Origin of the sequence: Micromonospora sp. 15K316, from assembly GCF_004348525.1 — a bacterium.
GTDB lineage: Bacteria > Actinomycetota > Actinomycetes > Mycobacteriales > Micromonosporaceae > Micromonospora.
The window spans coordinates 1-15,707 of sequence record NZ_SMKG01000137.1 but is presented as its reverse complement, the minus strand read 5'-3'; the positions used below and the strand labels follow the sequence as shown (position 1 = coordinate 15,707).

Below are 15,707 nucleotides of genomic sequence, written 5' to 3'. Positions count from 1 at the left end.
CCCACCCACCGCGCACCGCCGACCACCCCACGCACCCCATCACCGCGCCGTCCGTTCGAGGTGCGCGACAGCCACCGGCCGGTACCTGCCACCCTCGTGCTTGGTGCGCTGCGCGCGAATCGCCTACGACATCAGTTCCAAAGGCTGTGCGCCACAAGTACGCTCGCCGACTCCGCCGCCGATCCGCTCACCCGGGGACCGCGACGGCGGCGCGTCACACCCCGGGGGCCGGTTCGGACGGTCGTACCGGCACGGGGCTACGGTGGGGTCGTGGCGCTCTCGTTGGCATTCTCGCCCTGCCCCAACGACACCTTCATCTTCCACGCCCTGGCCCACGGCCGGGTGGCCGGCGCTCCGCCGGTCGAGGTGACCTACGCCGACGTGGACGTGACCAACACCGCCGCCGAACGCGGCGAGTTCGACCTGGTGAAGGTGAGCTACGCGGCGCTGCCGTGGCTGCTGGACAAGTACCACCTGCTGCCCTGCGGTGGCGCCCTCGGCCGCGGCTGTGGCCCCCTGGTGCTCACCCGCGGCGACCGCACCGACCTGTCGGGCGCGACCGTGGCGGTCCCCGGCGACCGCACCACCGCGTACCTGCTCTTCCGGCTCTGGGCGGCCGACCGCCCGCCGGCGCGGATCGAGGTGGTCCCGTTCCACGAGATCATGCCCGGCGTGGCCGCCGGCCGGTACGACGCCGGCCTGGTCATCCACGAGGCGCGGTTCACCTACCACCGGCACGGCCTGACCGCGCTGGTCGACCTCGGCGAATGGTGGGAGGCCGACACCGGCCTCCCCATTCCGCTCGGCGCGATCCTGGCCCGGCGCGGCGTGGTCGACCCGGAGGCCGCCGCCGGGTGGATCCGGGAGTCCGTGCGGCAGGCCTGGGCCGACCCGACCGCCAGCCGCGACTACGTGCTCTCGCACGCCCAGGAGATGGAGCCCGACGTGGTGGACCGGCACATCGGTCTCTACGTCAACGAGTTCTCCGCCGACCTGGGCGAGGCGGGATTCGCCGCGGTGGACGCGCTGCTCGGCCGGGCCGCCGACGCCGGGCTGGTGCCTCAGACCTCCAGCTCGCGCGCCACCGCGTGGACCAGCTGAGCGATCTTCTGCGCGGTCTTCCGGTCCGGGAACCGGCCCCGGCGCAGGTCCGGCTGGACCTTCGCCTCCAGCACCTTGATCATGTCCTCGACGAGCCCGTGCAGCTCCTCCGCCGGCCGGCGCCGCAGCTCGGCCATCGACGGCGGGGCGTCCAGCAGCTTGACCCCCATGGCCTGCGCCCCGCGCCGGCTGTCGACCACGCTGAAATCGACCCGCTGACCACCCTTGAGGTCGGTGACACCCGCCGGTAGCGCCCCCTTCGGCAGGAACACGTCGCCACCCTCGTCACTGGTGACGAAACCGTATCCCTTGGCCGCGTCGTACCACTTCACTCGACCCGTAGGCACCTGAGATCCCCTGCTTCGTTGAGACGTCTACTGCTCCAAGGCTAGCTGGATCATGCCGTCCAGCGCCGCTGGGAATCCGCTGAGATCGTCGAGCACCACTTCTGCTCCGGCCGCCCGCAGCTCCTCGGCCGAACACGGGCCGGTCACCACGGCGATCCCCGGAATCCCGGCCGTCGCGGCGGCGACCATGTCCGCCACGTGGTCACCGACGTAATGGGTGGCGCCGTGCTCGCGCAGGGCTGTCGCCTTCCCCTCGGCGAAGAGATCACCGGCCACCTCGTCCACCTCCAGACCGAGGTGATCCAGGTGCAGCCGGGCCAGCCGGCCGAGCTTGGACGTGACCACCAGCACCCGTCCGCCCCGCGCCCGGACCGCGTCGATCGCCTCGCGGGCACCGGGCAGCGGGACGGTCGGGGTGATCGCGTACGCCGGGTAGAGCTCACGGTAGATCGACACCGCCGACTCGACCTGCTCCGGCGGGAACCATCTGGCGATCTCGCTGCGCAGCGGCGGCCCGAGCCGGGACACCGCCGCGTCCGCGTCGACCGGTACGCCGGTGCGCGCCGTGAGCGCCCGGTACGCGGCGGCGATGCCGGGGCGCGAGTCGACGAGGGTCATGTCGAGGTCGAACCCGACCGTCAGTGCAGACATGCGGAAGAACGTACCGGCCGGGGCCGGCGCGAGCCGGAGGCCGGGGCCCGGCAGGCCAGCCTGACGTCCGAGGGGCGGGACGGGCCCGCGCCGGGCTAGCGTGGAAAGACGATGACCACCTCACTCGCCGACCACCTGCGGTCGCTCCCCGACGAGTCGCTGGCCGCCCTCCTCCAGCTGCGGCCGGACCTCGTCGTGCCCGTACCGGCCGACATCTCCGCGCTCGCCACCCGGGCGCAGTCCCGGGTGTCGGTGGCCCGGGCCCTGGACGGGCTGGACCAGTTCACCCTGCAGATCCTCGACGCCGCCCGGCTCACCCGGGACCCGGCCGACGGGACCACCGCCACGGAGGCGGTGCTCGCCATGGCGACGAGCGGGCCCCGGCCGCCCGCGCCGACCACCGTCCGGAGCGCCGTCGACCGGCTCCGGGCGCTCTTCCTGCTGTACGGCCCGGAGCACGCGCTGAGCGTGGTGGAGAGCGTCGACGAGGTGTCGCCGTACCCGGCGGGGCTGGGCCGGCCGGCGGCGGAGCTGGACGCCCGCGCCGCCGCGCTCTGCGCGGACCCGGCGAAGCTGCGCCGGACGCTGCTGGCGGCACCGCCCTCGGCGCGGGCGATCCTGGACCGGTTGGCGGCCGGGCCGCCGGTGGGCAGCGTGCCCCCGGGCGCGCTGCAGGCACCGCCGCTCGGCGAGGAGGACCAGCTGCCGCCCGACCCGGTCAACGGCGGTGTGCCGACCGGGTCACCCGTGCGCTGGCTGGTGGAGCACCGGCTGCTCGTGCCGATCTCCGCCGGGACTGTGGAGCTTCCCCGCGAGGTCGGGCTGCTGCTGCGCCGCGACAGCGGCCCGCTCGGGCCGCTGCGGACCAGCCCGCCGCCGACCGCCGCCGCGCCCCGCGAGCCGAAGGCCGTCGACTCCGCCGGTGCCGGGCAGACCATGGAGGTGGTACGCCACACCGAGGGGCTGCTGGAGCAGCTCGCCGCCGAACCGGCCCCGGTGCTGCGCTCCGGCGGGATCGGCGTACGGGACCTGCGCCGCCTGGCCCGCGTCGCCGGGCTGGACGAGCCGACGACGGCGCTGCTGGTCGAGGTGGCGTACGCGGCCGGGCTCCTCGGCGAGCTGGAGCTGCCCGGCGTCAGCACCAACCGGTACGGCGCCGACCAGCAGGTGCTGCCGGCCGCCGGCTACGAGGTGTGGCGGGCCGCCTCGCTGGCCCAGCGCTGGGAGCAGCTGGCCCGCGCCTGGCTGACGATGACCCGGCAGGTGGGGCTGGTCGGGCAGCGCGACGACCGGGACCGGCCGATCACGGCACTCTCGGCCGAGGCGGAGCGGGCCGGCGCGCCGGTCTCCCGACGGGCGGTGCTCGGGGTGCTGGCCGATCTGGAACCGGCCACCGCGCCCACCCCCGACGAGGTGCTGGCGCTGCTGGACTGGCGCTCGCCGCGGCGCAGCCGGGGGCGGGAGGCCGCGCACCGGGAGGTGCTGGCCGAGGCCGCCCAGCTCGGCGTGACCGGGTTGGGGGCGCTCACCTCGTACGGGCGGCTGCTGCTGGCCGACGTCATCCACGCCGACGACGGCACGAACGACCCGCTCGGGCTGCACGTGGAGGCCGACAGCGACGAACCGTCGACGGCGGCGCGGGCGCTGGACGCCCTCCTGCCCGCCCCGGTGGACCACTTCCTCATGCAGGCCGACCTGACCCTCGTGGTGCCGGGCCCGCCCGAGCCGGCCCTCGCCGCCGAGCTGGACGCGGTGGCCGAGCTGGAGTCCGCGGGCGGCGCCAGCGTGCACCGGGTGACCACGGCGAGCGTGCGCCGGGCGTTGGACGCGGGATACCGCGCCGACGACCTGCACGCGCTCTTCCGGCGGCGGTCCCGTACGCCGGTGCCGCAGTCGCTCACGTACCTGGTCGACGACGTGGCCCGCCGGCACGGCGGGCTGCGGGCCGGATCCGCCGGCGCGTACCTGCGCAGTGACGACGAGGCGTTGCTCAGCGAGGTCTGCGCCGACCGGCGGCTGGAGTCGCTGGCGCTGCGCCGGCTGGCGCCGACCGTGCTGGTCAGCCCGTACCAGGTCGGGCGGCTGCTGGGGGCGCTGCGCGACGCCGGGTACGCCCCGGTGCCCGAGGACGCCACCGGCGCGGCGGTGCTGTCCCGCCCGAAGACCCGGCGGGCGGCCGCCCGGGTGTCGGTGTCCACCCGGACGCTGGACCCGCTGGCCGCGCCGAGGGTGCCGATGCCGCGGCTGCTCGGTGTGGTGGAGCAGATCCGGCGCGGCGACGCGGCGGCGCGCGCGGCGCGACGGGCCCCGGCGGCGGTGCGCGGCGGCGGGCGGGGCGCCACCGGTCCGGCACCGGTGCAGGGCCACAGCGACGCCCTCGCGGTGCTCCAGCAGGCGGTCCGGGACAAGGCGCTGGTCTGGGTGGGTTACGTCGACGCGCACGGGGCGACCGCCTCCCGGCTGGTCAAGCCGGTCTCCATCGGCGCCGGCTATCTGCGCGCGGAGGACGAACGGACGGAGATGCTGCACACCTTCGCCCTGCACCGGATCACCGCGGCGGTGCGCGCCGACTGATCGGCGGCGGCCGCCCGGTCGCCGGGCAGCCGGGGCGAGCCGGAGGTTCAGCGGCGGCTGCGGCGTACGGTGCCGACGATCGAGACGATCAGCAGGAGCGCGAACCCGGTGCCGGCGGCCTCACCGATCGAGTTGACGAAGCCCTGCCGGAGCACCAGCCAGCCGTAGAGGAACCAGCCGAAGAGGACCACCGCGGCGACCACGTAGGCGACCACTGTCGCGGTGGACACCTCCCGCTGGTCCTGCTCCCGGGCCACCTCATGATCGAGCGCCATCTGCGCCTCCCCGTCCGGTACGACGCCGGACGTCCAGAGTGGCACCGTTGTGGCCGGAGTGACAGGGTGAAACACCCGGGCCTCGCCCGCTGACCAGCCGCTCAGGTGCCGGGGCGGCGGCCGACGAGCACGACCCGGCTGCCGACCTTCCCGAGTTCCCAGTAGCGGACCGCGTCGGCGTGCAGCAGGTTGACGCAGCCGTGCGAGCCGATCGACTTGTCGTGCAGGTAGGTGGTGGTCTCGTGGAAGCCCATCCCCTGGGTGAAGTGCTGCCAGTAGGGGAGCCAGACCTCGTACGGGTCGGACCACTCCTTGATGTTGCGGAAGTTGATCCGGTAGGTGCCGGCCGGCGTGCGGTAGCCGGCCATCCCGGTCCGGGTCACCGTGGGCGCCACGATCACCTTGGCGTCGCGCATCACCCAGGTGGTCTGCCGGGTCAGGTCGATGCAGAAGGTCAGCCCCGACCGCGCCCCGCACCGGCCGGTGTCGGTGGTGGCGAGCCGTTTCGCCACGTCGTACGTGGTGGGTCCGGCGCGGCCCTGGACCGGGCGGATGTCGTACCTCTTCTGGAACTTCTTGATCGCGGCGCAGTCGGCGGCGGACTGCCGGCCGTCGACGGTCACCCGACCGAAACCGCCCAGCTGCGCGAGGTACGTCTCCACGGCACGCTGGTGCTCGCCCTGCGGGCAGCCGGACGGCTTCGGGCTCGCGGTGGTCGGCTTCGGCCTCGGACTGGGCTTCGTCGGTGCGGCCATCCGGGTCGGCGTCGCCTTCGGCTTCGCCGGCGTCGTGGCGGGCTGGTCCGGCCCGGGCGCTGCGCTCGCCCCCGATACCTGCTCCGCCGCACCGGCTGGAGCGGCACCCCCGCCTCCGCTCCCGCCGGCCTGCGGATCGAGCGCGCACGCACCGGCGCCGACCAGCGTGACCACCACGAGGGCGACCAGCCGGGAAGTGATCCGGACACGCTTCATGGGGCCTCCCTGGGCAGCCGTCCCATTCTTAGACGTTCGCGAGTGCGGGGATGGTTGCACCCGGTGCGCGACTTCCTGCCCGACTCCGGTCGCGTGCAACACTGGATGGTCGGCCTGCGGTGGGTACTCCACCTGGCCGGGCAGCCCATCGGACGGAAGGACGCTGGCGTGAGCGGTGGACCCCTGATCGTGCAGTCGGACAAGACCCTGCTGCTGGAGATCGACCACCCCGACGCGCAGGCGTGCCGGATGGCCATCGCCCCCTTCGCCGAGTTGGAACGCTCCCCCGAGCACGTGCACACATACCGGCTCACGCCGCTGGGCCTGTGGAACGCCCGGGCGGCCGGCCACGACGCCGAGGGTGTCGTCGACTCGCTGATCAAGTTCAGCCGCTACCCGGTGCCGCACGCGCTGCTGGTCGACGTGGCCGAGACGATGGACCGGTACGGCCGGCTCCAGCTCGCCAACGACCCGGTGCACGGCCTCGTGCTGCGGGCGCTGGACCGGGTGGTGCTGGTCGAGGTCGCCAAGAGCAAGAAGCTCGCCGGCATGCTCGGCGCCAGGATCGACGAGGACACCATCGCGGTGCACCCGTCCGAGCGGGGCCGGCTCAAGCAGGCGCTGCTGAAGCTCGGCTGGCCCGCCGAGGACCTCGCCGGGTACGTGGACGGTGAGGCGCACCCGATCGACCTGGCCGAGGCCGGCAAGGAGGGCCGGAAGCCGTGGACGCTGCGGTCGTACCAGCGGGAGGCGGTCGAGGCGTTCTGGGCCGGCGGCTCGGGCGTGGTGGTGCTCCCCTGCGGCGCCGGTAAGACCCTCGTCGGCGCGGCCGCGATGGCCGAGGCGAAGGCGACGACGCTGATCCTGGTCACCAACACGGTCGCCGGGCGGCAGTGGAAGCGCGAGCTGATCGCCCGCACCTCGCTCACCGAGGAGGAGATCGGCGAGTACTCGGGCGAGCGCAAGGAGATCCGCCCGGTCACCATCGCCACGTACCAGGTGCTCACCTCACGGCGCGGCGGCGCCTTCACCCACCTGGACCTCTTCGGCGCCCGCGACTGGGGCCTGGTCATCTACGACGAGGTGCACCTGCTGCCCGCGCCGATCTTCCGGTTCACCGCGGACCTCCAGGCCCGCCGCCGGCTGGGCCTCACCGCGACCCTGGTCCGCGAGGACGGCCGCGAGGGCGACGTGTTCAGCCTCATCGGCCCCAAGCGGTACGACGCGCCGTGGAAGGACATCGAGTCGCAGGGCTGGATCGCCCCGGCCGAGTGCACCGAGGTCCGGGTGACGCTGACCGACGCGGAGCGGATGGCGTACGCGACGGCGGAGGCCGAGGAGCGCTACCGGATGGCGGCGACCGCCCGCACCAAGCTCCCCGTGGTCAAGGCGCTGGTCGACCGGCACCCCGACGACCAGGTGCTGGTGATCGGCGGCTACATCGACCAGCTGCACCAGCTCGGCGAGTACCTGGACGCGCCGATCATCCAGGGTTCGACCACCAACAAGGAGCGGGAACGCCTCTTCGACGAGTTCCGCTCCGGTTCGCTGCGGACCTTGGTGATCTCGAAGGTGGGCAACTTCTCCATCGACCTGCCCGAGGCGGCGGTGGCCATCCAGGTGAGCGGCACCTTCGGTTCGCGGCAGGAGGAGGCGCAGCGCCTCGGCCGGGTGCTCCGCCCGAAGGCCGACGGCCGGCAGGCGCACTTCTACACGGTGGTCTCCCGGGACACGATCGACACCGAGTACGCCGCGCACCGGCAGCGCTTCCTCGCCGAGCAGGGGTACGCGTACACCATCGTGGACGCCGACGACGTCCTCGGCCCGAAGCTCCCCACCGTCGACTGACCGCGTGATCCTTGCGCTCTCCTGGACGTGGCGGCACCTTGCCACGGCGGCATGCGAAGCGGAGTGGAACACCGCAGGCCGGGCGCGTTGTTTCAGGCTGCCCGAAGCTTCCGCAGAACGTACTGGTTGAGGCTCATCCCGTCCTCGGCGGCCTGGATGGCGAGTTCGCGGTGCAGGCTCTCCCCGACGCGCAGGTTGAACTTGCCGGAGTAGGTGCGCTCGGAGAAGGGCTGCGGCACCTGCTCGCCCTGCTCCTCCATGTCCGCGATCACTTCCCGCAGGAGATCCTGTAGCCCTTGCAGGGCCCCGATCTGTGATGGGGCCAGCCACGAGAGGGACGGGAACTCGGCACAGGTGGCGACGAATTCCTGATCCTGCGTCGACCAGGTGACGCGGTAGGTGTAGTGGGATACCTCGGGATGGGGATCGATCTGCATCACATGGCCTCCTTCTTGTCGATCGCCTTGAGCACCTGCCGTACCTGATACGCCTTGGCCTTGCCTCTGTCGTTCTGGATGTTGACCCTCAACGAGCTTGTCTACGGACGGCCCCCCCGTCATGGTACCGCCGGCGGTACCATGACGGCAACGCTTCGTCGTCGCCGCGGACAGCTGGACGCCCTGCAAGGCGGGCTCGGCCGGGAAGGAAGGGTTGACGGGCCGTCGAGTGCGGCCCGTCAACCCCGGCATGGTCTTCGTTACTTGCCGCCCCCGGCACGGAACGCCACCCAGGCGTCGCTCATCCGGTCCGCCTGACCCGGCGTGAACATGTTCATGCAGGAGTCCTGCGTGTAGTCCATGAAGTTGTGGATCGGGTCCAGGCCGGGTGCGGTGCAGGTGTCCGCGCCCACCGGGCAGTCGAACTGCGGCTCCGCCTCCCGGGGAGTGTCCGCGACGAAGTCACCGGAGGCGGAACAGCCGTGCGCGAAGGTGTGCTCCAGCATCAGCCAGTGCCCGACCTCGTGCGTCAACGTGTCGCCCAGGGCGTACTTGCCGGCCGTGCCGCCCGGCATCGACTCGTCGAGCATCACGACGCCGTCGATGTAGTCGCGGCCGTTGTTGTAGCCCTTCGGGAAGTACGCCCAGCCGAGGAGCCCGCCGCCGATGTTGGCCGCGTAGACGTTCAGGGTGCGGGCATCGCCGGTGTACAGCGCCCGCTTCATGTCCCGCTCGTTCTTGCCCGGCACGACCGTGTACCAGTCGCTGTTGACCGTCCAGGTGGTGTCGACGAGTGAGAACCGGAACGGGGTGTCGGAGGCCTCCGCGGCCGTACGACCCGCGAACGAGTCGTTGAGCACCGTCATCTGGGCCGCGATCAGGGTGTTCCACCTGGCCGTCTCCGCCGCGGTCAGCGGATGGTCGGAGATCATGTGGAAGACCGTGGGCACGGTGACGCTGCCGTCGGGCAGGCGCGGCGAATCCTTGATGACGCCGTAGGCGTTCGCCTCGTTCTTCGAGTACAGCTCCGGCTCCTGCGCGGTGGCGCCCTCGGCGACCCGGGCCGCGCTGTGCGCGTCGGCGCCCGGCTCACACTCCGCGACGGCCGGGGAGACGGTCGCGGGTGCCGCCGCCGTCGCGCCGTAGGCGCCACCGGACGCGAGGAACGTCGCGGCGGAGGCGGTGAGGACGGCCAGTCGGAAGATCGGTCTCCGGTTCATCGGTGCACCTTTCAGGGGATGGAAAGCGGTGCCGAATCGACGCCAGGGTTGCCACAACCAGGCGTCAAGGACCTCGTCTCCCCGGTATGAGAACACGTCGGCGACGCCGACAAAAGGGCCTCTGAACAGGGCGTATGCCGGTGTAACGGCAGGCGGCGGAGAAGCGCTAACAGACAGGGCTCGATACGGCCGGCGGCAGTCGTCGGCACCACAGACACCGCTTGATCGACTCGACTTCCTTGGAAGTCGGGGTGTCCGACTGGTCCGGACACCCCGAGTTACATGAAGTCGAGTCGATCAACCCGGCGGGCGTCCGGAAGGGGTCGGCGGGTCAGCTCCACAGTGCCGCGACGGCGTCGGCGTGAGCCCTGCCGACGGCCCGGCCCGCCTGGGCCGACGGGCCCCGGGTGGCGGGTGAGAGCGCGTTGGTGCCGAACGCGTCGACGGACGCCTGGTCGGCACTGATCACGTGCACTCTTGCCGGGGCGAGCGCCGCGATCTCGTCGTCGAGGTTGCCCCACGGCTGCGGAGTGCCCTCCAGCACCGGCTGGATGATCAGCACCCGGTCCGCTCCGGCGGCGAGGTCGGCGTTGGTCATGGAGCGCACCCCGCCGTCGACGTAGCTCCGGTCGCCGATCGCCACCGGCGGCCAGATCCCGGGCACCGCGCAACTCGCGGCCACGGCGTCGCGCAGGGACACCCCGGAGTCGCCGGTGAAGACGGCGACCTCGCCGCTCTCGGCATCGACGGCGGGCAGCCGTACGTCCCGGCCCGGCCACGCCTTGACCGGGAGCCGGGCGTCGATCGCGGCGAGTCGGACAGCCGGCTCCACGGTCCGCGCGGCGAGTGCGAGAGCACCCAGCCGGCGGCGCGCCTCCGTCGGGTCGGAGACGCCGTTCAGCACCGCGCCGTAGTCGGCGAAGAGCTTCTCCGTGTCGACGTCGACCTCGATCTCGGCGGTCTCCGCGCGCAGCTGGGCCGCGTACAGGTCGTCGAGCGGAACGCCGCTGGTGATCTGCGCGGCGACCGCGGAGCCGGCCGACGTGCCCACCACCAGGTCGGCGGCGAGGATCCGGTCGGCGAGCGCCGGATCGGCGTCGGCGATGCCACAGAGGACCCCGAGTTCCCACGCGATGCCGGCGACCCCGCCACCGGCCAGTACCAGTGAGCTACCCATGATCGGAGCCTTCCACAGCGCCCGGGGGTCAGGAAGGCCGTTCCACTGTGACGCGCGTCGTCGAATCCGGTGGCCCGGGACCAGCGGCCCGACGGCCCAGCCACCCGACAGCTCGGCCGCCCGACTGCCCACCAGCCCGACGGCCCAGCCGCCCGACGGCGCAGCAGTCCAGCGGCTCCGACAGTCCAGCCGCCCCGACGGCCGGGCGGCTCGGCGGCGGCACCGCCACCCCACGGGTGTCCGGGCCGGACCCGCCGGCACCCCCCGCCGGCGCGGGGCCCGAGCCGGAGCCGACGGAATCAGGCGGTCACAGGACCCGGGTGACCTGCTCGGCGGCGACGCGGGCGTCGAGCCGGGACCGGTCCAGGTTCGCGCAGACCAGCACGGACGCGCCGACGGAGAACGGGGCGAGCAGCCACTTCAGCGGCTGCTCGTGCTCGGCCGCATCGATCAGCAACCGGTCGCCGGCGCGCAGTCCCCACAGCTCGGCCATCTCCCGCGCGAGCCCGCCCCACTCGCCGTAGGTGGTGCCGTCCGGGGTGGCCGGGTCGGACGGGCGGATCCCGGTGTAGTCGGGCGTGGCGTCCGAGTGCCGCAGCACCTCGGTGGACCAGTCCAGCCAGCCCACCGGCACGTCGGCCAGCGGCTCCGGGGCGGTGCCGACGAGGTAGCGGTGCGTCCCGTCCGGCACGTCCTCCAGCCAGTCGTCGAGGCGCTCCGGGGTCACGAAGACCGCGTCGTAGGGCCGGTCGCCGCCCGGTTCGAGCACCGGCAGGCCGGCGAGGGCCCGCGGCCGGTACGACACGGCCATCCCGACCGACCAGGCGCCCAGCAGCACCGCGGCGGTACGCCAGTGCGGCGGCAGCAGCACCGCCACCCGGCTGCCGGGAGCGAGACCGCAGCCGTCCCGGAGCAGGCCCGCACTGCGCGCCGCCCACTCGCCGAGCTGCGACGCCGTCAGGTCGATCCGCGCGCCGGTCGCGTCGTCGAGGTAGCTGAGCAGCGGCCGATCGGCGTCACGCGGAGCCTCCGCCGCGGCTGTCGAGGGGGTGCTGGTGGTCATCGTGGGCGCTCCTCCCTGCCGGTGCGCCCCACCTTAGTCATCCACCCAGCGGCCGGCGGGTCACCCCGGGCTGGCCGGGTGGTCGTGACGGTGCCCACCGGCGGCCGGGCCCGAGCGGGAGCACCACCCGTCGACTTTGGTCGCTCGCTCCATCGGCCGATGGCCGTATCGACAGCCCAGGTGGTCGGCGCAGCGTACGGGTGACCCCGACACGCCGCAGAGGAGTGCCGATGCCCGCCGAGCGACACCCCGACCGTCTTCCGCTGCGCCGCCGGTTGGCGCCGGCCGTCGCCCTGCTGCTGCTCGCGCCCTGGGCCGCCGAGTGCTCCTGGGGCGGCTTCACCCTCACCGACACCCCGTTCCTGATCCTCGTGCTGGCCCCGATGTACGGCGGGGCGGCGCTGCTGATCCGGGAGACCGCCCGCCGTCTCGGGGCGGGCTGGCCGACGGTCGCGCTGCTCGCCGCCGCGTTCGGCGTGATCCAGGCCGGGCTGGTCGACCAGTCGCTGTTCAACCCGGGGTTCCTCGACGACACGGAGTTCGCCGACACCCGGGCCGCCGCCGAGGCCACCCTCGTGCCGGGGCTCGACGTCAGCGCCCGGCAGGCGTTCGACTACGTGGGCAACCACCTCGCGTTGAGCATCTGCGCGCCGATCGTGATCGTCGAGTCGTTCCTGCGCGCCGATCGGCGGTCGCGCCCGTGGCTGGGTCGGCCGGGGCTCACCGTGGTCGCGCTGCTCTACCTCGCCGGCAGTCTCCTGGTCTTCTCCGACGACGAGGGCCGCAAGGGCTTCCTGGCGAGCCCGGCACAGCTGGCGTTCGCTGTGGCCCTGGCCGTTGCGCTGATCGCCGCGGGGCTGCTGATCCGCCCGCGCCGCCCCGCCGTCCCGGCCGGCCACGCCACGCCCGTCGCCACCGCGCCGGTCGGCGCGCATGACCCCGGCGTGCCGGCAGCGCCCGCACGGCACGGCGACACCGGTCCCCGGGAGGCCGCCACGGGCCGCCGCGCGCCCCGACCGCTCTGGCCGGGCGTGGTGGTGCTCGTGGCGTACGCCGGGTCCGCCCTCGCCCCCGGTTGGCCCGGGATCGCCGTCGGGCTGGCGCTCGCCGGCACCGCCACCACGCTGCTTCTCATCTGGTCCCGGCGCGCCGGTTGGGGGCAGCGACACGTGCTCGCCGCCGGCACGGCGAGCATGCTCGTCGCCGCCGCGTACGCCTACGCCGTACCCACCTACGCCCCGGCGACGCCGGCCGAGGCCCTCGTCGGCGACGTCGCGATCAGCGTCATCGCCCTGACCCTGGTCGGCGGCGCGGCGTGGCGGCTGCGCGTTCCTTCGTCGACTGTTCACGTACCCGAAAGCTGATGCACCCCGAAGGGTGCCAGCCTCCGACCGGGCACGACCTTACGGAGGAAGTCCTTTGACCCTGAGAAGAGCCTTCACCGCGCTCACCGCAGCCGGTGTCGCCGCCGCCAGCCTGACCGGGGCCACCCCCGCGTCGGCCGGCGACAACCACCACCCGGGCAAGCCTCTCGCCTTTGACCGGGTCGCCACCTACCCCGTCTTCCAGAACCGCCCCGCCGGTGAGGACCCCACGTCCCCGACCGTCGCGGAGATCTCCGCGGTCAGCGAGGACGGGCGCACCCTCGTCTACACCGACGCCCTGGGACGCCGGATCGGCTTCCTCGACATCTCCCGGGCCGACAAGCCCCGCGGTCTCGGCACCCTCTCGCTGTCGCAGCTCGGTGACGCCGAAGACGAGCCGACGTCGGTCGCCGTGGTCGGCAGGTACGTGCTCGTGGTGGTGAACACCAGCCGCAGCTTCATCGAGCCGTCCGGGCGGCTCGACGTGATCGAGCTGGCCACCCGCAAGCGTGTCCGCAGCTTCGACCTCGGCGGCCAGCCCGACTCCGTCGCCGTCAGCAAGAGCCACCGCTACGCCGCGATCGCCATCGAGAACGAGCGCGACGAGGAGGCCACCCCGCCCGGCGGCGAGGAGGGCGACCTGCCCCAGGCTCCCGGCGGTTTCGTGCAGATCGTCGACCTGGCCGGCACGAACCCGGCCGGCTGGCGGGTACGGCCGGTGCCGCTGACCGGCCCGAACGGCCAGGCGCTGCCCGCCCTGGTCAAGGCCGGCCTCACCGAGCCGACCGACCCGGAGCCGGAGTACGTCACGATCAACAGCCGTAACGAGCTGGCGGTGACCCTCCAGGAGAACAACGGGGTCGCCCTGATCGACCTGCCCACCGGCCGGGTCACCCGGGTGTTCAGCGCGGGCACCGCGACGATCAGCGGGGTCGACACCGACGACGACGGCACGATCGACCTGACCGGCACGATCACCGACGTGCCCCGGGAGCCGGACGCGGTCGCCTGGATCGACGATCGCTACCTCGCGACGGCGAACGAGGGTGACTGGAAGGGCGGCAGCCGAGGCTGGACCGTCTTCGACAGCCGTACCGGCAGGGTCGCCTGGGACGCGGGCAACACGTTCGAGCGGCTCGCCGTGACGTACGGCCTGCACAACGAGGACCGCGCCGGCAAGAAGGGCACCGAGCCGGAGGGCGTGGCGGTCGCCGAGTACGACGGCGTCCGGTACGGCTTCGTCGGCTCGGAGCGGAGCAACTTCGTCGCCGTCTACGACCTGAGCAACCCGACCAAGCCGGTCTTCACGCAGGTGCTGCCCTCCACCAACGGGCCGGAGGGGCTGCTGCCCATCCCGTCCCGGGGGCTGTTCGCCATCTCCAGCGAGGAGGACGACGCCTCGGTCAACGTCCGGGCCTCCGTCTCCCTCTACCGGCTGGGCAAGGGTACGCCCGGGTTCCCGAGCATCGTCTCCGCCGCCGACAGGCACGGCACGCCGATCGGCTGGGGTGCCCTCGGCGCGTTGAGCGCAGTGCCCGGCAAGCCGAACGAGCTGGTCAGCGTCACCGACGCGGCGTACTCGCAGACCCGCATCCTGACCGTCGACGCGAAGCGCTCGCCGGCGGTCATCACCGGCGTGCTGCCCGTCAAGGACGCCGCCGGCAAGCCGGTGGGCTACGACGCCGAGGGTGTCTACGCCCGCCCGCAGGGCGGGTACTGGCTCGCCGTCGAGGGTGCCGGCGGCCCGGAGAACGCACTGGTCCGCCTGGACGCCGCCGGGGTCACCCGGCAGGTCGTCAAGCTGCCGGCGGACGTCGCCGCCGGCCTGGGCAAGCAGGGCCTGGAGGGGGTCACCGCCACGACCGACCGGCGCGGCCGGGAGGTCGTCTGGGTGGCGGTGCAGCGTGAACTCTCCACCGACCCGGCCGGTACCGTCCGGCTCGGCCGGTACGACGTCGCGGCCGGCACCTGGAGCTGGTTCGGCTACCAGCTGAACAGCACCGACGTCGCGGGGGACTGGATCGGCCTGTCGGAGATCACGGTGGTCGGTGACCGGCTCGCGGTGATCGAGCGGGACAAGCTGAACGGCCCCGGCGCCACCCTGAAGCGGGTCTACACCGTGCCGATGCCGGACTCGGCGGCCGCGCCGGGCACGCTGCGCGTGCTGCCGAAGACGCTCGCCGTCGACGTGCTGCCCGCGCTGCGCGCGACGAACGGGTGGACGCAGGAGAAGCTCGAAGGTCTGACCGTGGCCGGCAACGGCGAGGTGTACGCGGTCACCGACAACGACGCGCTCAACGACGCGACGGGCGAGACCGTGTTCCTGCGGCTCGGGACCAGCCGGAAGGTGTTCGGGCGCGACTGACGGCGCCTGCGACCGGCCCCGAACGCGACTGCCCCGGCGGCTGATCGGCACCGGCCCGGTGTCCACCTCGCGTGGACGCCGGGCCGGCGCCGTCTCGGGCGGCGCAGTCGCCGATCCGGGCCGGTCGCCAGTGGCGGCGGGCGTGCCCCGTGGTCAGTGGCGGCGGCGCAGGTAGCGGGCCCGGCGGCCGGCGTCGGCGAAGCCCAGCCGCCGGTACAGCGAGCCGGCCGGGTTGTCGTCGTTGACACAGAGCCACGCCTCCCGAGCGCCCTCGGCGGCGAGCGACCGCAACACGCTCCCCACCAGGTACGCCC

At 73.4% G+C, this 15,707-nt stretch carries 13 protein-coding genes; 5 read left to right on the top strand and 8 right to left on the bottom strand.

Translation table 11 applies throughout. From position 1 onward, the window contains the following. Positions 1-270 precede the first annotated feature (270 nt). Entirely contained in the window at positions 271-1,101 is an 831-nt protein-coding gene (locus tag E1211_RS22205; RefSeq protein WP_132350941.1) for a 1,4-dihydroxy-6-naphthoate synthase, read from the top strand. On the opposite strand, the gene E1211_RS22200 is transcribed toward E1211_RS22205, so the two are convergent. Together E1211_RS22200 and E1211_RS22195 are read right to left on the bottom strand one after the other, a co-directional pair. Beyond that, positions 1,062-1,448 (bottom strand): cold-shock protein, encoded by a 387-nt coding sequence (locus tag E1211_RS22200; RefSeq protein ID WP_132350940.1) that lies wholly within the window; start codon positions 1,446-1,448, stop codon positions 1,062-1,064. The two genes, E1211_RS22205 and E1211_RS22200, sit on opposite strands and share 40 nt — an antisense overlap. 27 nt (positions 1,449-1,475) lie before the next feature. Further along, positions 1,476-2,099, bottom strand: a complete 624-nt coding sequence (locus E1211_RS22195; RefSeq protein WP_132350939.1) for an HAD family hydrolase — start codon at positions 2,097-2,099, stop codon at positions 1,476-1,478. 111 nt (positions 2,100-2,210) lie between these two features. On the opposite strand from E1211_RS22195, the gene E1211_RS22190 reads away from it, so the two are divergent. Then, positions 2,211-4,673, top strand: a complete 2,463-nt coding sequence (locus E1211_RS22190; protein ID WP_132350938.1) for a helicase-associated domain-containing protein — start codon at positions 2,211-2,213, stop codon at positions 4,671-4,673. Between the two features lie 47 nt (positions 4,674-4,720). On the opposite strand, the gene E1211_RS22185 is transcribed toward E1211_RS22190, so the two are convergent. Both E1211_RS22185 and E1211_RS22180 read right to left on the bottom strand, forming a co-directional pair. Then, a complete protein-coding gene (locus E1211_RS22185) occupies positions 4,721-4,948 on the bottom strand; it encodes a hypothetical protein (RefSeq protein WP_132350937.1) in 228 nt (75 codons plus the stop codon). A 101-nt stretch (positions 4,949-5,049) separates the two neighbouring features. After that, positions 5,050-5,919 carry a L,D-transpeptidase family protein gene (locus tag E1211_RS22180; protein WP_132350936.1) on the bottom strand — a complete coding sequence of 290 codons (870 nt, stop codon included), beginning with the start codon at positions 5,917-5,919 and terminating at the stop codon, positions 5,050-5,052. 168 nt (positions 5,920-6,087) lie between these two features. On the opposite strand from E1211_RS22180, the gene E1211_RS22175 reads away from it, so the two are divergent. Then, positions 6,088-7,767, top strand: coding sequence for a DNA repair helicase XPB (locus tag E1211_RS22175; protein WP_132350935.1), 1,680 nt, complete (start codon positions 6,088-6,090; stop codon positions 7,765-7,767). Positions 7,768-7,859: 92 nt separating this feature from the next. On the opposite strand, the gene E1211_RS22170 is transcribed toward E1211_RS22175, so the two are convergent. The 4 genes from E1211_RS22170 to E1211_RS22150 all read right to left on the bottom strand — a co-directional run bounded on the left by E1211_RS22170 (position 7,860) and on the right by E1211_RS22150 (position 11,664). Continuing rightward, positions 7,860-8,204 (bottom strand): type II toxin-antitoxin system HicB family antitoxin, encoded by a 345-nt coding sequence (locus E1211_RS22170; protein WP_132350934.1) that lies wholly within the window; start codon positions 8,202-8,204, stop codon positions 7,860-7,862. A gap of 260 nt (positions 8,205-8,464) precedes the next feature. Then, entirely contained in the window at positions 8,465-9,424 is a 960-nt protein-coding gene (locus E1211_RS22160; RefSeq protein WP_132350933.1) for a zinc metalloprotease, read from the bottom strand. Between the two features lie 331 nt (positions 9,425-9,755). Further along, positions 9,756-10,601 (bottom strand): patatin-like phospholipase family protein, encoded by an 846-nt coding sequence (locus tag E1211_RS22155; protein ID WP_132350932.1) that lies wholly within the window; start codon positions 10,599-10,601, stop codon positions 9,756-9,758. Between the two features lie 307 nt (positions 10,602-10,908). Beyond that, positions 10,909-11,664 (bottom strand): TIGR03089 family protein, encoded by a 756-nt coding sequence (locus tag E1211_RS22150; RefSeq protein ID WP_132350931.1) that lies wholly within the window; start codon positions 11,662-11,664, stop codon positions 10,909-10,911. Positions 11,665-11,894: 230 nt separating this feature from the next. Here E1211_RS22150 and E1211_RS22145 point away from each other — a divergent pair, with 230 nt between their 5' ends. Both E1211_RS22145 and E1211_RS22140 read left to right on the top strand, forming a co-directional pair. Then, positions 11,895-13,028 (top strand): hypothetical protein, encoded by a 1,134-nt coding sequence (locus E1211_RS22145; protein ID WP_132350930.1) that lies wholly within the window; start codon positions 11,895-11,897, stop codon positions 13,026-13,028. Between the two features lie 55 nt (positions 13,029-13,083). Then, positions 13,084-15,393 (top strand): esterase-like activity of phytase family protein, encoded by a 2,310-nt coding sequence (locus E1211_RS22140; protein ID WP_132350929.1) that lies wholly within the window; start codon positions 13,084-13,086, stop codon positions 15,391-15,393. Positions 15,394-15,707: the final 314 nt, after the last annotated feature.